This window comes from Candidatus Cryosericum hinesii (assembly GCF_003570985.1).
Taxonomy (GTDB): Bacteria; Caldisericota; Caldisericia; order Cryosericales; family Cryosericaceae; genus Cryosericum; species Cryosericum hinesii.
Genome location: NZ_QXIW01000027.1, coordinates 154,376 through 172,269, shown reverse-complemented (window position 1 = coordinate 172,269; position 17,894 = coordinate 154,376). Strand labels below are relative to the sequence as shown.

General features: G+C 58.6%; 16 protein-coding genes. 1 reads left to right on the top strand and 15 read right to left on the bottom strand.

What is annotated here, in order from left to right; translation table 11 throughout:
* Positions 1–16: 16 nt before the first annotated feature.
* From purC to SMC3_RS05730, 8 genes are all read right to left on the bottom strand, one after another.
* Positions 17–733 (bottom strand): phosphoribosylaminoimidazolesuccinocarboxamide synthase, encoded by a 717-nt coding sequence (gene purC, locus SMC3_RS05765; protein WP_119087830.1) that lies wholly within the window; start codon positions 731–733, stop codon positions 17–19.
* Positions 730–1,254 carry a 5-(carboxyamino)imidazole ribonucleotide mutase gene (gene purE, locus SMC3_RS05760; protein ID WP_119087829.1) on the bottom strand — a complete coding sequence of 175 codons (525 nt, stop codon included), beginning with the start codon at positions 1,252–1,254 and terminating at the stop codon, positions 730–732. The genes purC and purE overlap by 4 nt, the downstream gene beginning before the upstream one ends.
* Positions 1,255–1,837: 583 nt before the next feature.
* Positions 1,838–3,841 carry a translation initiation factor IF-2 gene (gene infB / locus SMC3_RS05755; RefSeq protein ID WP_207799689.1) on the bottom strand — a complete coding sequence of 668 codons (2,004 nt, stop codon included), beginning with the start codon at positions 3,839–3,841 and terminating at the stop codon, positions 1,838–1,840.
* Complete coding sequence (gene nusA, locus SMC3_RS05750) at positions 3,819–4,907, bottom strand: transcription termination factor NusA (protein WP_119087827.1); 1,089 nt, start codon at positions 4,905–4,907, stop codon at positions 3,819–3,821. Before nusA ends, infB begins: the two co-directional genes overlap by 23 nt.
* On the bottom strand, positions 4,897–5,355 hold the full coding sequence (rimP, locus tag SMC3_RS05745) for a ribosome maturation factor RimP (protein ID WP_165846612.1): 459 nt from the start codon (positions 5,353–5,355) through the stop codon (positions 4,897–4,899). Before rimP ends, nusA begins: the two co-directional genes overlap by 11 nt.
* 211 nt (positions 5,356–5,566) lie before the next feature.
* Positions 5,567–9,013 (bottom strand): DNA polymerase III subunit alpha, encoded by a 3,447-nt coding sequence (gene dnaE, locus SMC3_RS05740; RefSeq protein ID WP_119087825.1) that lies wholly within the window; start codon positions 9,011–9,013, stop codon positions 5,567–5,569.
* A 10-nt stretch (positions 9,014–9,023) separates the two neighbouring features.
* Positions 9,024–10,301 carry a carboxypeptidase regulatory-like domain-containing protein gene (locus tag SMC3_RS05735; protein WP_119087824.1) on the bottom strand — a complete coding sequence of 426 codons (1,278 nt, stop codon included), beginning with the start codon at positions 10,299–10,301 and terminating at the stop codon, positions 9,024–9,026.
* Positions 10,302–10,304: 3 nt separating this feature from the next.
* Entirely contained in the window at positions 10,305–10,835 is a 531-nt protein-coding gene (locus tag SMC3_RS05730; protein WP_119087823.1) for a DUF2179 domain-containing protein, read from the bottom strand.
* Between the two features lie 180 nt (positions 10,836–11,015).
* Between SMC3_RS05730 and SMC3_RS05725 the strand changes: the two genes are divergently transcribed.
* Complete coding sequence (locus SMC3_RS05725) at positions 11,016–11,900, top strand: hypothetical protein (protein ID WP_119087822.1); 885 nt, start codon at positions 11,016–11,018, stop codon at positions 11,898–11,900.
* Between the two features lie 132 nt (positions 11,901–12,032).
* Here SMC3_RS05725 and SMC3_RS05720 read toward each other — a convergent pair whose 3' ends face one another.
* The 7 genes from SMC3_RS05720 to SMC3_RS05690 all read right to left on the bottom strand — a co-directional run bounded on the left by SMC3_RS05720 (position 12,033) and on the right by SMC3_RS05690 (position 17,742).
* The gene (locus SMC3_RS05720; protein WP_243621727.1) at positions 12,033–12,446 is read right to left on the bottom strand and encodes a PspC domain-containing protein; all 414 of its coding nucleotides are present in this window, start codon (positions 12,444–12,446) and stop codon (positions 12,033–12,035) included.
* The gene (locus SMC3_RS05715) at positions 12,443–12,973 is read right to left on the bottom strand and encodes a hypothetical protein (protein ID WP_119087821.1); all 531 of its coding nucleotides are present in this window, start codon (positions 12,971–12,973) and stop codon (positions 12,443–12,445) included. Before SMC3_RS05715 ends, SMC3_RS05720 begins: the two co-directional genes overlap by 4 nt.
* The gene (locus tag SMC3_RS05710) at positions 12,970–13,842 is read right to left on the bottom strand and encodes a hypothetical protein (RefSeq protein WP_119087820.1); all 873 of its coding nucleotides are present in this window, start codon (positions 13,840–13,842) and stop codon (positions 12,970–12,972) included. The genes SMC3_RS05715 and SMC3_RS05710 overlap by 4 nt, the downstream gene beginning before the upstream one ends.
* Positions 13,839–14,294: a hypothetical protein gene (locus tag SMC3_RS05705; RefSeq protein ID WP_119087819.1), complete on the bottom strand. Its 456-nt coding sequence runs from the start codon at positions 14,292–14,294 to the stop codon at positions 13,839–13,841. Before SMC3_RS05705 ends, SMC3_RS05710 begins: the two co-directional genes overlap by 4 nt.
* Positions 14,291–14,803 carry an RNA polymerase sigma factor gene (locus SMC3_RS05700; protein ID WP_119087818.1) on the bottom strand — a complete coding sequence of 171 codons (513 nt, stop codon included), beginning with the start codon at positions 14,801–14,803 and terminating at the stop codon, positions 14,291–14,293. The genes SMC3_RS05705 and SMC3_RS05700 overlap by 4 nt, the downstream gene beginning before the upstream one ends.
* Positions 14,804–14,885: 82 nt before the next feature.
* Positions 14,886–16,403 carry a DnaB-like helicase C-terminal domain-containing protein gene (locus SMC3_RS05695; RefSeq protein WP_119087817.1) on the bottom strand — a complete coding sequence of 506 codons (1,518 nt, stop codon included), beginning with the start codon at positions 16,401–16,403 and terminating at the stop codon, positions 14,886–14,888.
* Between the two features lie 10 nt (positions 16,404–16,413).
* Entirely contained in the window at positions 16,414–17,742 is a 1,329-nt protein-coding gene (locus tag SMC3_RS05690) for a GerMN domain-containing protein (protein ID WP_165846611.1), read from the bottom strand.
* Positions 17,743–17,894: the final 152 nt, after the last annotated feature.

Here is a 17,894-nt window from a genome sequence, read left to right as displayed (position 1 = left end):
ATCAGGACGCGGCCCTTCATTGCGCCCTCCCGGTCAACAGTCGCCCAAGGACTTCATGATAGCCTTCCTCGACACCACCCAGGTCGCGACGGAAGCGGTCCTTGTCCAGCTTCTTCCCTGTAACACTGTCCCAGAAACGGCAGGTATCCGGCGAGATCTCGTCGGCAAGGAGGATCGCTCCGTCTGCGCGCCCGAACTCCAGCTTGAAGTCGACCAGGGTGATGCCCGCTGCTGCAAATCGTTCCTTGAGCAGGGTGTTCACCTCCAGTGCCAGCCGCCGGAGGTCCACCACTTCGGCGTCCGTGGCGGCGCCCAGCGCCTGGATGTGGTCCTCGTTCACCAGGGGATCTCCCAACTCATCGTTCTTGTAACTGAACTCGATGACCGGCGTCGCAAGTCGTGCCCCTTCCGCAATACCCAGACGCTTGCTCATCGACCCTGCGACGATGTTGCGCACGATCACCTCGAGGGGAATGATCTGCACCCGCCGCACAAGCATCTCCCGATCACTCAGACGCTGGATGAAATGATTGCCGACGCCGGCTGTCGCGAGCATGGCAAACAGGTACGAGGACATCTCGTTGTTCATAACCCCCTTGTCCGCAATCGTCCCTTTCTTGACGCCGTTGAATGCTGTCGCATCGTCCTTGAACTCAATGATACAACGTGTCGGATCGTCGGTGGCGTACACCCGCTTGGCCTTGCCCTCGTACAACAGTTCCTTGCGTGTCATGCTGGACCTCCCTGTTCAGTCTCGGCTGTACTGCAGTAGTGCTCACGGATCGCCTTGTCCTTGCTGCCCACCTCTTCCGCCAGGTGTTGTCTCTCCTCCACAAGCCGTGCCGCGACCCGCGCATCCCCCAGTCCCACGATCTGCAGCGCCAGCAGAGCAGCATTCTTTGCACCGTCGATAGCGACCGTCGCCACTGGCACGCCGCTCGGCATCTGCACGGTAGCAAGCAGAGCGTCCAAGCCTCCCAGACCAGGCGTACTGATCGGAACGCCGATGACCGGCAGGGTCGTGGATGCGGCCAGAGCTCCCGCCAGATGGGCGGCCTTGCCCGCTGCCGCTATAATGACTTGCACGCCGCCGGCACGAGCGCCCCGAGCAAACTCCAGAGCCGCTTCGGGCGTGCGGTGCGCCGAAATGACACGTGCTTCCCAGATCACTGGAAAGGAACGGAGCACGGCAAACGCCTGCTCCAGGACGGGCAGATCTGCGTCACTGCCCATGACGATGACAATCTGTGGCATGATAGCCTCCTCGTTGGTATGCGGTCACGAAATGGAAAAACCCCGGTCGCCTGGATTCAGGGCAGCCGGGGTGGTCTCGTCTGGTTGGTATGAGGTCGGAGTCTTTCCCGCGATTGAGGGACAGACCCCACTGTCTCATGGCAGTGGTACCTGGAGAATGCGCTGGTCTTCCAGCAGGGGATGGGGTAAGGGTGGAATTCGGGTGACGGTAGTGGTCGCTGATTGTAGAAGTTCAGCTAAGACCATCAAGCGTTCTCCTTTGAACAGGTGGCTCACTTCTCCACCCGGAATGGTGACACGCATATCCTACCCGACGTCTTCCGCGTTGTCAACTCAGACCGCGAATGTCCGCAATGGAGGTTCGAGCGTTCACTCATGGCACAGAGCCACATTTCCGGGATGAAGACACTGTGAATGCATGGCTGCCTGTTCCGTCGTTCCCCAAGGAGGCGAAAAACCACACCGGTCGTCGGGCATGAAAAAGCGCCGGACAATACTCGTCCGGCGCAAAAGCACCCCTCGCATTGAACCAACATGCTCGGGGGCCGATTTGTTGTTCAGTGAACTTGCAGAGACTGCCGCCTTACGGCTTCTTCTCCTCCATCACCAGGGTTTCGATGATGTCATCGACCTTGAAGTCATTGAAGTTCTGCACGCCCATGCCACACTCGTAGCCCTTGAGGACTTCCTTTGCATCTTCCTTGAAGCGCTTCAGCGAGGAGATGCTAGAGTTGGCATACACAACGACGGCATTGCGGACAACGCGCGCCTTGGCGCCGCGGATGATCTTGCCATCCTCGACCAGGCAGCCGGCGATGGCGCCGACTCCGGTGATCTTGAACACGTCCTTGATGCGAGCGCGACCCTGTACGATCTCTTCGAAGACCGGCTTGGTCAGCCCGGCGATCATCTTGTCGATGGAGTCGCCCAGTTCGAAGATGAGATCATAGGTGCGGATCTGAACCTTCTCGGTCGCGGCGACCTTGAGCGCTTCGGCCAGAGGGACGACGTTGAAGCCAACGATGACGGCGTTGCTGGCGGAAGCCAGCAGAACGTCGGACTTCGTAATACCGCCGGTGCCCTCGTGCAGGATCTCGAGCGGAATGGTCTTGGTCTTGACCTTCCTCAGCTCGAACTTGACGGCGTCCAGTGTGGAAAGCGCGTCGGCCTTCAGGATGAGGGTGAGTTTCTTCTTGTCCAGCGCCTCTTCTTCATTGAACAACTCGTCCAGCGTCAGCGGCTTCTTCTGTTCCTGCGCCAGGAACGCAAGGCGCTCCTTTTGCCGTTTCTCGTCGATGATCATACGGCACGAGTCCACGTCTTCCACCATATGGAAGACCTCGCCCGCCTCGGGCAGCTCCGACAGACCCATGACCTCGATGGGCATGAGCGCTTTCGCTTCGCGCAGGTTCGCGCCTGCCTCGTTGGTCATGCGCTTGATCTTGCCCACACAGTCGCCAACGCGGATGTCGTCACCGACATGGAGTGTTCCGGTCTGCACGAGCAGACGAGTCAGGACGCCGATGTTCTTGTCGACGCGTGCCTCGATGACAGAGCCCGACGCTTCGACGGAGGACCGGGTCTTGAGTCCCGCCATCTCCGCCTGCAGGAGGATCATGTCCAGCAGTTCGTCCACACCCTTGCCGGTCTTGGCCGACACAGGAAGGAAGACGGAGTCTCCACCCCAGTCATCAGGCTGCAAACCACGGTCCGCCAGCTGTTGCTTGACGCGCTCGGGGTTTGCCTCGGGCTTGTCGATCTTGTTCATGGCAACGATAATCGGGACCTTGGCCGCCTTTGCGTGGTCAAGTGCCTCGAGGGTCTGTTCCTTGACACCCTCTTCGGCGGCGACGACCAGGATGACCACATCGGTGACCTGCGAGCCCTTGAGGCGCATCGAGGTGAATGCCTCATGGCCGGGAGTATCGATGAAGATGATGGTCTTGCCCTTGACCTGGACCTCGTAGGCGCCGATCTTCTGGGTGATGCCACCCTTCTCACGGCTGGCGACGCTACTCTTGCGGATGAAATCCAGTAAGGTCGTCTTGCCATGGTCGACGTGGCCCATGACCGTCACGACAGGCGGGCGCGTCTCAAAGGACTTCATGAACTTGTCCGACGGCGGGGCATAGTTCTCGCCGAGGATACGGGCGAGGTAGTCGGCATCGTCGGGGTCCAGCAGACCGCATTCGCGCACCGGGATACCGTTCTTGAGCATCATCGTGTTAAGCTCGTGCTGCTTGAGGTCAAACTGTTTGGCAAAGGCCGTATAGGTGACGGACTCGACAAATGCTTTGGGTTTCTCTACGGTGATGACGGGTTCGACGGGTGCAGGCGTAAGTTTCTCCTTTTCCTTTTCAGGTGCAGCCTTAAGGGTCGCCTTGGCTGCCTTTGGGGTCTCTTTCTTGACCTCCGACGAGGTGGCCTTCTCCTTCTCGACAATCTCCTTGACAAGGTTTGCCGTTTCTTCTTCGACTGTGCCGACCACGCCCTTGCCTGGAACTCCCAGCTCAGCCAGGATCTCCAGCATGCGTGCCGACTTCAGATTCAGTTCTTTAGCGAGCTCATAGATTCGTACTTTCTTCATGCGTCTCACCTGCCTCATGGGTTGGGGCCGCTTGCGGCTGCCCTTCCTCTATCTGAACGAGTTCCACCTTCGCGTCCAATAACCGCTCTACAAGCCGGACATTGACCCCGCCCTTACCCAGGGCGACGGGAAACGCCTCAGCGGTGGCGTGCACCACGAAGGTGCCGTCCTCCGGCCTGCGTTCTGCGTCCAGCACCTTGGCGGGGCTGAAGGCGTTGATTGCGTATTTCGCGGGATTTGGATCATAGCGGATGACATCGATGTGCTCAAACGCGATCTCACGCGATACTGCACGGATGCGTCCACCCATCGGCCCAATGACTGCGCCCACTGGATCGATCTTAGGATCGCGGCTGAAGACGGCGACCTTTGCGCGTTGGCCCGCCTCGCGGACGATGCGCTTGACCTCAACGAGACCTGAGCCGACCTCGGGGACCTCCAGTTCTATGAGACGCTGGATGAAGTCAGGATGTGACCGCGTCAGGACCACGCGCGGTCCCTGCGCCGACTTGTCGACCGACAGGATAAGCGCCTTAGCGACACCCTGAAAGCGCAGCCGTTCGCCGGGAATCTGCTGATCCTTCGGCATGATTCCTTCGCACCGGGCAAGGTTGATAAGCAATCCCTCTTTGTTCTGGCGCAGGACCTCGCCATTGACCAGAGTGCCCACCTGTGAGTGAAAGCGCTCATAGACCAGGTCGTTCTCACGTTCCTTGATCTTGTCATCGATGAACTTGCGTGCCTTCACGATCACCGACAGGGGAAGCTGCTCGATCTTGACCTGAATAAGCACGTCGTTCCCGGTCTTCGCCTCTGGCTCCGCCTTACGGGCGTCCTTCAGCGTGATCTCACTGTCGCTGTCCGTGACCTTGGCCACAACTGTTTTGCGTGAATAGAGCCGGACAAGGCCGGTACCCGTGTCAGCCTTCACCAGGAAGTTGTCTTTCTGGTACTGCTGCTGGTATGCCGCCTCAAAGGCTTCCTTGATCGCCGTCACGATGTATTCTCTGGAGATTCCCCGTTCCTTCTCCAGCTCATAGATGGCACTCTGGAGCTCATCCCTCATACGCACCTCCCAATATCTCGTCCCACAACGAGATCTTCGTCACCTGCCGCATATCGAACGCACGGTCTACACCGAGCACCATCACGTGCAGGCTGTCCCCACCCAATGCTCCCAGCGTTCCGATGATCGGCTCCCTGGACTCCTTGAACTCCTTGGTCGCCACGCGCACGAGCCGGCCGGCGAAGAGTTCCAGCTCCCGCGCCGTCTTGAGAACGCGGTCCAGTCCGGGGCTTGTCACCTCGAACGCAGGCAGATAGTCGTCGCCATACAACTCAATGAATGCATGACTGATCGCCCGGCTGACGCTCTCAAGCTCATCGACCGAGATGTCTCTCCCCGGCGTCATGAGCACGACGCTCGCCATGCCCGGAGCGTTCTCGATGGCGACGAGCGTGGTATTGCTCTTCGCCACTTCCAGCAACACAATATCCTCAAACCTCGTGTCCATACATCTCTCCATGTGAAACAAAAAAGTGGCTCGCTCGCGCGCCCACTTTTCGCTTTCCACTAATATGAAACGTCCGAAAGCAGGGCTTTCGGACGTCATGTCGCTCAGTTACTTGTCACGTTCATGACATTACGCTAAACAGTATACCTATGAATGTCGGAATGACAACCTCAATTTCCTTTACAACTTGGCGAGACGCTCGGATCCGCCGTTACGAGTAGTCTACCCCGCTGGGGCCAAGGATCTCGGCAAGTCCCTTCAGGAGCGCAGGCGTAATAGTAACCCAGTGCTTGTTGCCGACTTCCAGGCAGTGCTCGGTTCCGTTGCGGTACAGGATGCGCCAATGCTCTTTGCCCGGATAATGGTGCGTGAGGAGGAGGACGTTCTTGAGTATCTCGCCGTTCACCTGCTCTTCCGTCATTCTGATCTTGAGCACTGGATGGGTCACAGAAATGAGCTTCGAGCCTTTTGCCTGTTCAGGCGTCACGAAGTCGATGAACTTCCTGGCCGTCAGAGACAATTCGTCACCATCCATGCGCACGTTCGCCTCCAGGACGATGGCTCCCTCGCGGTCGAAGCACGGCTGGAACTGCCCGAGGACGTACTCGAACACCATCAGCTCCACCTTGCGGCTGTCGTCTTCGAGCGTGCACTTGCCGTAGGCGTGACCCGCCTTGGACTTGGCGGTCTTCGCGGACGTAAGCAGACCCATAACCGTGACGGTGGATCCGTCGTCACAATCCGCACATTCCGCAACGCGCTTCGCGTTGTACTTGGCCAGGAGCGACTCGTACTGCTGGAAGGGGCTGCAGAAGCAAAAGAACCCAAACGCTTCCTTCTCCATCGCCGCCGCACCCGCTGTATCGCACGAGGAAACGGAGGCCCCGGGTTCGCCCACCGAGCCGCCAAACAGGCCCGTCGTCGAATCGTCTACAATCGGTGCCTTGCCGTTCTGGTTGTTGAATTCCCTGAGAACGGTCACCCGGTCCTCACCCAGGGTTTCGAACGCTCCGGACTTGATGAGGCATTCGATGGACTTGCGGTTGACCTTGCTCCCACCGGAGCGCCGCTGGAAGTCCTTGAACGTCGTATAGGGGCGGTTGGACCGCTCCTCCATGATCTCGTCGATCGCCTTTGAACCCAGGTTCTTGATGGCAAGCAGACCAAACCGGATATTCTGAGAGCCATCGGCCTGCGTCTCCACCGCGAACAGCTTGTCGGACTTGTTGATATCCGGTGGAAGAATGGGGATACTCTTGCTGCGGCACTCGGCGACCAGTTCCTTCAGCCGATCTTCGGTATCGATGCCCGAATTCATGAGGGCCGCCAGGTATTGAATGAGATAGTGAGCCTTGAGCCATGCTGTCCGGTAGACCATGATGGCGTAGGCGACCCCGTGGGATTTGTTGAACCCGTAGCCGGCGAAAAAATCGATGAGAGCGAACACGTCCTCGGCGGTCTTCTTCGGGACACCTTTCTCAATCGACTTCTCGACGAAGACGGCCCGTTGCTTGGCCAGAATGTCCGCCTTTTTCTTGGAGACGCCCTTGCGCAGGATGTCTGCTTCCTGCATCGTGAACCCGGCCATGCGGTTTGCGATCTGCATGATCTGTTCCTGGTACACGATAATGCCATAGGTCGGTTTGAGGATACCCTCAATGCTCGGATGGTAGTAGTTGACCTTCTCCTTGCCATTCTTGCGGTCGATGTATTTCTGGATACCACCGGCCTTGATGGTGCCGGGGCGATAGAGTGAGATGATGGCCGTCAGATCTTCGATAGAGGTTGGCTGGACGCCGGCCGCGACGCCTTTCATGCCACCGGATTCCATCTGGAACACCCCGACCGTGTCGCCGCTGCTGATGAGCTTGTAGACAGCCGGTTCCTCCGTGTCGATGTGGCTGATGTCCACCGTCACACCAAGCTGATCCTTGACCATCTTGACGGTGTTCTGGATGACGCCCAGGTAGGAAAGGCCCAGGAAGTCCATTTTCAGGAGGCCAAAGGCCTCAACCAGGTTATGGTCCCACTGTGTGATGACGTTGCCGTCCTTGTCGCGCTGCAGGGGCAGGTAGTTGGTAAGCTCGGTGTCGGCGATGACGACGCCCGCGGCATGGGTGCTGAAATTGCGGTTGACGCCCTCCAGCTTCATGGCCGTATCGAACAGCTCCTTGACCGTGGTGCCGCTCAGCTTCGTGCCATCATCGTACATCTTCTTCAGCTGATCGACCGCCTTGAGAGCGTCCTCGAGGCCCGTGCCGAACGGGATGAGCTTGGAGATCAGGTCTGTGTCTTTGGGAAGCATGCCCAGCGCTCGCCCCACGTCACGGACGGCTTGCTTGGCCTCCATCCTGCCGAAGGTCGCCACCTGGGCAACTGAGGATTCGCCATACCGCTCGCGCACATACTGGATGACCTCGCCACGGCGCGCATCCTCGAAATCCATATCGATATCGGGCATCGAGATACGGGCAGCGTTGAGAAAGCGCTCGAACAGCAGGTTGTACCGCAGTGGCTCAACTTCCGTGATGCCGGTTGCATAAGCGACGATGGCGCCGGCGGCAGATCCGCGGCCGGGACCGACGGCAATTCCCTTGCGGCGAGCGAACCGGGTGAAATCCTGAACGATGAGGAAGTAATCTACAAACCCACACTTCTCGATCGTCTCCAGCTCCATCCGCGCCCGGGCCGTCGCCTCTTCCAGCTGTTCGGGAGGATAGAGGCGCTGAATGCCGTCCATGGTCATTTTCTCCAGCAGCTGGCGGTTGACCTCGGCATCCCATGGCGTCGTCTGCCCTTCTTCGATGTACCGGGGCAGGTGATAGGTGCCAAGGGGCATTTCAACGTTGCACATGTCGGCAACAAGCTGGGTGTTCTGGATAGCCTCCTCGTCTTCGGGCAGGCGCTCGCGCATCTCTTCCTCGGTCATGACATGGTAGTACGGCCCGTTGAAGCTCATACGGTCCTTGTCGGTCATCTTCTGTAACGTCTGGACACAGAGCAGGACCTCGTGTGCGGCATAGTCGTCCTTGCCGAGGTAGTGGCTGTCACACGTGGCAACGGTCTTCGCCCCGATGCGCTTCGCGATGCTGCGAAGGATAGGAAGGGCACGGCGTTCCTCTTCGATATTGTGGTTCTGGAGCTCGATGAAGTAGTTCTCTTTGCCGAAGATGTTCTGGTACCTCTTGGCAATGGTCAGCGCCTTTTCTTCGTCGCCCTTTGCTGCCGTCTCGGCGACCTCGCCCTTGAGACAGGCGGACAGGGCGATAATCCCCTCGTGGTACTTCTCTAGTATTTCATAATCGACACGCGGCTTATAGTAGAAACCCTCGAGGTAGCCGATGGAAACGATGTGGCTCAGGTTCTGATAGCCCTTGAAGTCTTTCGCCAGGAGGATCAGGTGATTGGGAAACCCTGCCTCCTTGTCCTTGTTGAGGCGGCCGCTCGGGGCCATATAGACCTCGCTGCCGATGATCGGCTTGAGCCCGGCGTCCTTCATCTTCATGTAGAAGTCCAGCACGCCGTACATGTTGCCATGGTCCGTGATAGCACACGCGGTCTGCCCCATCTCCTTGAGACGGGTGACGAGCGGACCGATCTTGTTCATGCCGTCCAGCAGTGAATATTCGGTGTGGAGATGCAGATGGACGAAGCTCATGCTGGGTTCCTCACTGAGCAGAAGGGCTCCCCTCGGATTGAGGCAAAGTCCTCGGGGGGAAGCGGGCAGCAACCTGTGTCTGGTCGACAGAAACCACTTCGACCACGGCGTCGTAGACAAAATTGAAGAACTCCTGCGAGCGCGCGTTGAGAACGATCTTCACCGGAATGTTGGCCAGCGCGTCTGTCGTGCCCACGGTGACCGTCGCCGTGGCCGTGACGGCCTCTCCCTCGAACATAAACCGGCCAGTCATGCTCCAGACGTCACACGTTTGCCCCAGCAACTGTACCGGCGGCTGCTTCTCGATGGTAAAGAAGCGTGGCGAGAATGTCGCCGGCAGTCCGAGAAGACCCTCACAACTTTCCTGCAGGACGTGCGCAGCTGCCGCCGCAGTCTCGCCGCTGGCAGTGTACGCCCCATTGTCGAACACATAACCTGTTCCACCGCGGACCATGAGTGATGCCGTCGGATTCACCGGGTCACCACTCATCACAAGGATGTCACTCCCATTCTTGACGACACGACCGTCGAACGACTTGTCTTCGCCACCAAGTGTCCGGTGGTACGAGGCTGTGAGCTCGTACACCGGAAGCGTGGCAAGAGAGGAAAGCGGGAGGAGTTGTCCCTCCTGGAGCGTCACGTTGACCGCCTTGGCGTTCTTCGCGATCACCAGGTCGAATGTGGCATCGGCAAATCCCTGCTTTATGACTCTTCCCGCATAGGTCCCTTCTGCGAGGCCCTCAAACGTGAACGTTCCATCCGACCCTGTCGTCGTGGTCGTGTTCCACACGGTCACGGAGGCTCCCACTACGGGCTGACCGCCGGATTTCACCGTCCCGACGCCAAGAAAGAGTGGGGTCAGCTGGACAGTCGCCGGCAACTTCGTGAGGTCTGTCACCTGCATGAAGGCCTTCTGATACCCGGTAGCTTCGACACCCATTTGTGTCCGATCGGCCTCAACCTGTCCCGAAACGGTTCCGGTCGCATCCGAGCTGAGGGTCTCGGAGCCGCTTGAGCCGGTGAACGTCAACGTCGCATTGGCTACGCCCTTGCCTGAGTACGCAGAGACGATCCGGAGCGAAACAGCGCTTCGGCGAGCACAGCCGGCGAGAGAGAAAATAACAAGCAGCAGGGCGAGGCCAAGCGCCAGCCCCCGAGCACTTTTTTCCCATGCGAGGGGCGCTTCCCCCCGAGCACTTTGGTTCAAGGCCCCCGAGCACTTTTTTCCCATGCGAGGGGCGCTTCTGAGGTGCACTTCTGCCCGGTGAAAGATAATCCTTTTCATCATGATTCAACCTCTCGGAATTCGAGTCACATGCCCTCCCATCGTCGTTCGCGTGTCGAGCACGGACACGAAAGCGTCCGGGGCCAGCTCGGCAAGCGATGCATTGAGAAGTGCAATGTTCTTGCGCATTGTGGTCGTCAGGATAATCATGCGGTTACTGTCCATGCCCGACCCTGAAATCGTCGTGATGCCAAAACCCCGGTCGCGCAGATGATACGCCAGTCGGTATGGGTTCTCGTTGGGAATGATCAGCCAAGTTTGGTTACCGATAGCCAACTTCTGTTCCAACCAGATACCAAACAGCGCTCCCAGTGAATAACCAATGGCATAGCCGAGCATCTTGTAGATGGTCATATTGCTCAGGACGCGAGCGAGGCTAACCAGATAGACGTTCACCTCGAGAAACCCAAAGATGAACGTGTACAGGCGGCGTCCCCTGACCAGGAAGTTCGTGAAGAGAGTCGAAAGAGCCACGTCTACGAACTTCATGACGAACACGATCAGGACTGACTCGGCTACTACCCAGAACTGTGCCACGCGAAACCTCCCGTTCCTGTACTGCCGAGTTCAAGTATAGTGCCCGCTGACCGCCGCACAAGCTGGAGTACGCGAAGGTCGACGCGTGGGAGTCGGATATTGAAATGTTGCGCTGCTGTGGATAACATGTGAACAGTGTGGATAGAATTGTCATCCACGCCTCTCGGCAAAGGAGGGTTTGTGGCTCGACCGTTGCGCATTGAGTTCCCAGGTGCCGTCTATCTGATTTCCGACGTTGCTCCTGCGGGTCGGTCCATCATGCAGAGCGACGACGCTCGCTTGCAGTTCCTCGCTGACCTCACGACGGTGGCGACGGACCTGGACTGGCGTATTTACGCGTGGTGCATGTTACCGGACCGCTACAGTTTCGTCGTGGACACGCCCCATGGAGATCTCGGCACGGGCATGCATCGGTTCATCAGTAACTACACGCGGCATGTAAACCGCCAGAATAAATGCTCGGGGCGAGTCTTCCGCGGAGCTTATCGAGCCGTCCTCCTGGAACCCGACGTATGGCTCGTTCCGGTCTGCCGCCATGTCGTCCTCCAGCCCGTGGCATCCGCTGTGGTCGCCACCCCCGAGGAATGGCCCTGGAGTAGTTACCAGGCGACGGTCATGAGTACCCACGTACGGAGTGCCCCGCTTGCTGCCGAGTCTCTGCTGTCTCGTTTCGGCCAAACACAGGAAGAGGCTGTTGCAGCTTATGCCGACTACATACGGGCGGGCATCGGCCAGCCGACCCCTCTCGCGCACGTGATGCCCCCGGGCCTCCTGGGAACACAGACGTTCGTTCAAGTGGTCACTGAGCACCTGGTGAGCAGAGCGTCCGAGCCCTCGGTCGCCGCAATACTTCTGATGCTTGCGCGGCCCTCCCTGACCCAGATCTTCGGACCCGATGTCAGGCGTGAACGCTCGCAGCTCCCATTGCGCGTCGCAGCAGCCGTCCATCTGGGTTATTCGCTCGTACAGATCGGTGTCCACCTGGGCGTCCACTATACAACGGTCAGCCGGTACCTCCGCACAGCTCAGGGCGGGCGGAGAGAGGCGCCTCCTCCCATCCTCTGAACGATTCCTCCCAGATAGCATGATAACAAGTCCCCGACAGCTTGTATAGGCTGTCGGGGACTTGTCGTCCGAGCAAGGTCGCCAGGACTATTTCCACATTATCCACAGATATGTTATGTTTTCGTACCTGATCTACTGGGTGGGGTTGAGCGGGATCACGAGCCAACAGATAAGATAGACCAGGACTCCCGTCCCCCATGCCATCCCGAGCAACGCCCAGGCGATGCGCACAATGGTCGGGTCGATGTCGAAGTACTCCGCGACGCCGGCCGCCACGCCGCCGATCACCTGGTTCCTGCGTGAGCGATACAACCTCCTGGAGGAATCATAGCCGACCCCCGACGAGACAGAGCGCTCAGCCTGCGGATGCTGCCACTTGTCCTGGATGGGTTCCTGCTCGCCGGATGCAACGCTGGGCTGCGCTGGTGCACAGGTGCCGCACATAATCTTGCCATCTACCATCACTATTTCCTCACGGGCCAGCGCCTTCCCGCACTTTGTGCAGACGCCGACTGCTTCTTCATCTGGTCTGTCAAAACTCTTCATTTCCTGATACCTCCCTTGATAAGAACGGCCAGTCCGAGCACAAGGAACAGGCCCCCGACTGCCAATTTCCGAATGATGTCGACCACCTGAGCTGAGAAAATGTCCAGCCCCGAAAGAAACGCAAGAGAACCCGCGGCGATAGCCACGACCCCCCATATCAGCCCGTTTCTCGACGTCTTGCTTTCAATCGAGTCAAACAGCGTAGACAACAGGATGGAGAGTCCCGCGGAAATCACGGCTGCTCCGACGAAGGTCGTAAGACTGAACCGGATGACAGCCAGGACCTGCAGGAGGACGATGATACCGACAAAACCAAGCATGGCGCTCCAGAACACCGTTTCACGCGCATCCCGCTGGAAGCCCGTCGCGACGCCGTAGATGCCTAGCAGGACCACAAACGCCGCCAGAGGAACGAGGATGCCAAAATGGTATCCCGTCTGGGGGAACGCCTGGAGCAGGAAGTGGACGCCGAAGATGATGAGCAGAGTGCTCAGGGCCACCCGCCGATCAATGTTGTTGCTGTTCATTGCTGTACCTCCACAAGTTGAATTTGTCCAATTGCATTGTCGATATGCACGACGAGCCGCCGATCAGCTCCACTGGCTGCCGAGGCGTTGAGAAACGACTTACTGCCCTCGGCCACAAATCCCGACGACAGGACCTTGCCCAGGACACTTCCGATGGAAAGCTGTGCTCCCGGTTTGCCGGGGATACGTAGCGTACCGTTCCCCACAGCTGTGTGCAGTGAAACGTCACAGTGCCTGCCCAGTGACCCCGAAAAATCGAGGTCGTACCTACCGACGATGTTGCCAATGACAAGGTCCACCATATCCAGGTTGCCGAGGCGCGTTGCCGAAAAACCACCGGTGACGTTCTCGATCTGGACAAGGTCGATGATCGATCCGGATTCGGTGGCGTCCAGTTCAAGTGCGGAGGACGCCCCAGCCAGACGGAGTTCCTTGAGCCGAGCCTGATCCAGGACCAGTCGGGCTTCACCGACGAGCGTCAGCGTCAGCGTACCGTTCTCGGGAACCACAACTGTCAGACGCTTGACCCCAGCCTGGACGCCAGGAACACTGTCAAAGTACAATCCATACGTGCCGGTCTTCGCACGGAAATCCTGACGGAATCCCTGACTGCCGAGAACGATGCTCGCTGAGGTCACGGTGGGAGATGTGCCCACGACAACCTCGAGGTTGTCGCCTACAACCGATATGCTGCTCGCTGAGCCACCCGGGAGTGCCAGGATTGTGCCCTCTGCATACACCGGAACAGCCCTGAGTCCACCATTCCGCGTCACCACCGTCACAACCGCGGAGCCAACGATCATCAGGATCACGACGAGGGCGGCGACCAGAATGCGCCTGCGACCGGTCGTGGGAGCAGACTGCATCATGCAGGCGACCCTCCGACCTGGCCGAACAGACGCTCACTGAGAGCAAGACTGCCGAGCAGCAGCCCCCCCACGGCCGTAAGCGTGCACAGAATCAGTAAGGATCTGAGTTGGCCAAGGTTGGGCCCGACAAGGAGCTGCACAACCCGCAGGACAACTGATGAATACGCGGCAAGCATGTACGTCCCGGTCAGGAAGAGCCCGACGAACAAGATACCAAACAACAGCGCTGCGGCAAGAACAACCACCGGTTCTCCATTTCTCATGCGTGTACCCATGAGACGAGCCAGGATGCTGCGTGATGCCTTCTTTCGTTCCTGCTCTGCCTCCCACACGTCGACACGGTTCCATACGCCACAGGCAAACCCAGGTGGTGGAACAAGGTCGGGAGGACATGAGAGTGTGCTCGCAATCATACGTTCTACTTCCTCGTCTGTCAGATATCGTGTGCTCATGCAGCACCTCGCTCATGCAGGGCTTCCACCTGCTTCTTCAATGCGGCCCGCGCCCGGAACAGCCGAACTTTCGCCGTACCCTCGGCTATACCGAGTCGTCCGCCAATCGTCGCAAGAGAGCACTCTTCTGCATAAAACATCGTCAGCAGCGCGCTGTCTTCCGGAGAAATCTTCGTCATTGCCTCTACGATCTCCTGCTGTTTCCACACATCGTCCCTGTCCTGCTCAGGAGCTGCCAGGAGCTGCTCGTCCGGCAGATCCCCGCCTTCGCGTGCTGACTTCCGCCAATAGTCGACCAGGCAGTTATATGCAATCGTCATGACCCACGGGAGAAAAGGGCGGCTTCTGTCATACGAGTCAAATCGCCTGTATGCCAGAAAAAAAGCCTCTTGTGCAACGTCTGACGCCGTTGTCCGGTCCCGGACCTTGCTCGCCAGAAAGGCATACACAGGACGCTCACTCTCCGCCATCAACTGGGCGAAGAGCTCGCGGTCAGCCACTGCTTCCATCCACCTGCTCCTCTCCTTGGTTGATTGCCCTACGTGTTCATCAAGCGTACGGTGACAGGAGAGAAAAGGTTACAGGGCAGACTCAGTGCTCGCCCGGGCCGACCGCCTCGAGATATCCGCGCTCGAGCAGCCACTCGAAGATCTTGCCGGCTTTGGCATAGGAATAGCGCTCTTCTACGTCCTTGTAGCCCAGCTCCACCATCTGGTTATCTTCGATCAGGAAGAGGAACTGGACAATGATGTTGCCTCCCTCGGGGGCGTCGCGGTTCTTGTCGATAAACAGGTTGAGGATGTCAAAGTGGGGAATGTGGTGAGGGTTCACTCCCCCTTCACGCACGGCATTGGCAATCTTCTCTTCAAGCTGCGCGGTGTCGTGGTAGTCCTTGACAATGATCAGCGCCACGTCCGCGTCATATTCAATGTCGCCGCCGCCCGTGCAATTGAACATCGTTGGGCGCTCCTTGGACATCTCACTGTCGAGACGGCAGCCGTCCTTATCGAACGACGACACAGCCACAATGGGGGACTGCAGCTCGGTGGAGAGTTGTGCGATGAGGCCGGACACCTCGTCGACCTGCTTCTGCAGGCTGGCGTACGGGTTGACCGTCGGCACCTTCTGCAGGTAGTCGATGAAGATGGCACAGTGGTCGGTGTGGTGGGAGTCCATGATGCCATATGCGACACTGCGGATATGCTCGAGCGTATCCTGACGGTCCCCCTCGAAGAGGTAGAAGTTGTCCATGTAGGCCGAGGTCTCCTTGATCCCTTTGTTGAACCGGGTGACGAGATCGGCCTTGTTTCTGATGTCTCCCTTCTGAAGGATCAGCGGGTTGATGAGTGATTCCTGTGACAGGACACGAGTCAGGAGGACGTGCTTTGTCTGCTCATAGGAATAGTACAGGACCGGGACTTTCTCATTGCGTGCAACGAGCGTGGCCAGTCGCAGCATCAGGTTGGTTTTCCCTCGCCTCGGAGCGCCACCGACCGCGTAGTAGAAACCAGGGCGCAGCCCTGAGATCGCCGTATTGAGGTTGTCATAAGGGGCGATGCTCATGCCGAGGATCGAGGGACGTCCTGTTTCCCGGGTGCGGACCTCCTCGACGTACCGCAGCAGCTCGTCACGGATTGGTTCCTGCCTGCTCTGGGACGAGAGGCGTGCCACCTGGCGGAGCTGCTCGGAGATCTCGGCGGCGAAGTCTTCCACGCGCCGCCCCTGTTTCTCGGCATCGGTAAAGCTGTTGATGCTGTCGGCGATCGTACGCAGCTTCCGACGTGCTGCGCGCGTTTTCAGCCGGTCCAGCATCTCGACCAGCGTCGCCATGTCCTCGCCACCAGCGTCAGTCAACTTGCCTACCAGCGTCGCAATAGCCGGAGTCACATGACGTTCTTCGGTCAGATAGGTCGTGAACAACGGAAGGTCTATCTTGCCACCTTCCCCTTTGTGGTTGGAGCAGTACCACTGAAATGCGTCGAAGACAGCCTTGAGGTCACCGTCTTCGAACAACGAAGAGCTCATACCCAGCTTCTGGAGCTTCTCAAGGTGCTGAGGAGCCGCCAGAGCCCCGGCCACCAGCCGGAATTCGGTCCTGTCTGTCGTCATGGTCTTCCCCCTATCGTGAGAATGGCTTGCCTATATAGTAGCCTCCCGGCAAGAAAGCAACAGACCCGTTGACCCCTACCTGCAACGACGTGACGGACGGCAGTTCGGTAAGGCTTAACCGTAACTGTTCGACCATGAGTGCCTCGGCCGCCTGGTCTTTGGGGAGAGGAGTCATGGCAAGAGATAGACGCAACATCCCCGTGTTGGCTTCCAGAACCATGGAGGTGACCCGGGTGCCGGGTGGGACAAGTGACGCGTCGCCTTTGGGCGGATTCCCCATCTGGGCAATCGACTTCGAGATCATGACACTGCGCCCCATGAGCGCCTTCTTCTGTTGATAAACAGTCAGTACCGGGAGTTGATCACCGTCGACTTCGGTGAGACTGTAGACGGCGAGGGCCGTGCCTTCTTCCAGGCGCCCATCCAGTCTGAACAATGGATCAACCGTGTCCACGTGTCCAAACAGGCTCTCCACATTGTTTCCGCCTACCAGGAGCCGGACGCGACTGACGCCCGTGAGTCTCGTGAGCGTGAGGACCAGGGAGTTCTTGACCTGCTCTTCTTCCTGAGCTCCCATACTCAGTTTGAGGACGCTCTCCTCAAAATCGACAGACGCCGTTCGACCGGAGACGGTGACTCCGCGAAGCACATCCGTTCCGGGCAGAGGACTCACGAGACTGGGATGCGTCGGGCCCTCCATGAGAGCACGTGTAGCCTGAAGTGCCAGCTGAGAGCGTGTCAGCCCGGTTGGGAGCGTGCGGCGTTCAACAACATAGCGGCCGTCACCACCCACAAAATACAGATCGACCGGTTGTCCCTTGTCCAACATGGCCTCATTGGCACCCAGCTCTCGCTGAGTCTTGACGAAGGAGAGGAAGGTTCCTGCGGGACGACCATCGACCGAGAGCTCGATCGAGAGGACACTCGGCAGGCTCAGCATGGAGTTGACAAGTTGCCAGTAGAGCGCATTTTCTTCCGCAAACCCCATGGGAGGCTGATCGCGAGCCACACCCAGGACCACGTCGAGGATCCCCCCGGGCAAAAGTGTCGCTCTGTGCGCAGTGAAGCCGGCAGGGACAGCCGTCGCAAGCCCCTGTCCCGCGGGCGGCGTACGCAGGAGATCGATGATACCCGCTACCTGCTCCACGCGCCGTGTCGGCAGTTTTGCCACAACAGGATTGCTGACCAGTTCTCGAGTCGAGGCGTCGAGATAACATAGGACCACGGGCGTACTCCGCCCACCGGCCGTGCGGAAGCTTGAGCCGATGACAACAGCCAGAACCAGTGCGAGGATCAGAACAAGCAGTCCCCCATCCTGGGAACGTCGCCTGCCCCTCATCCTGCCTTGTCTGCTGTGAATTGTCATCTGTGAGCCCTTTTCTGATTGCCGCTAGTCTTCATTTCGTCTATACTATATCACACAAAACGGATGCACATGGCCTGACAACACTCCGGTGTTCCGTCACAAAGACGGGGCTGTTGCGCTGGTGT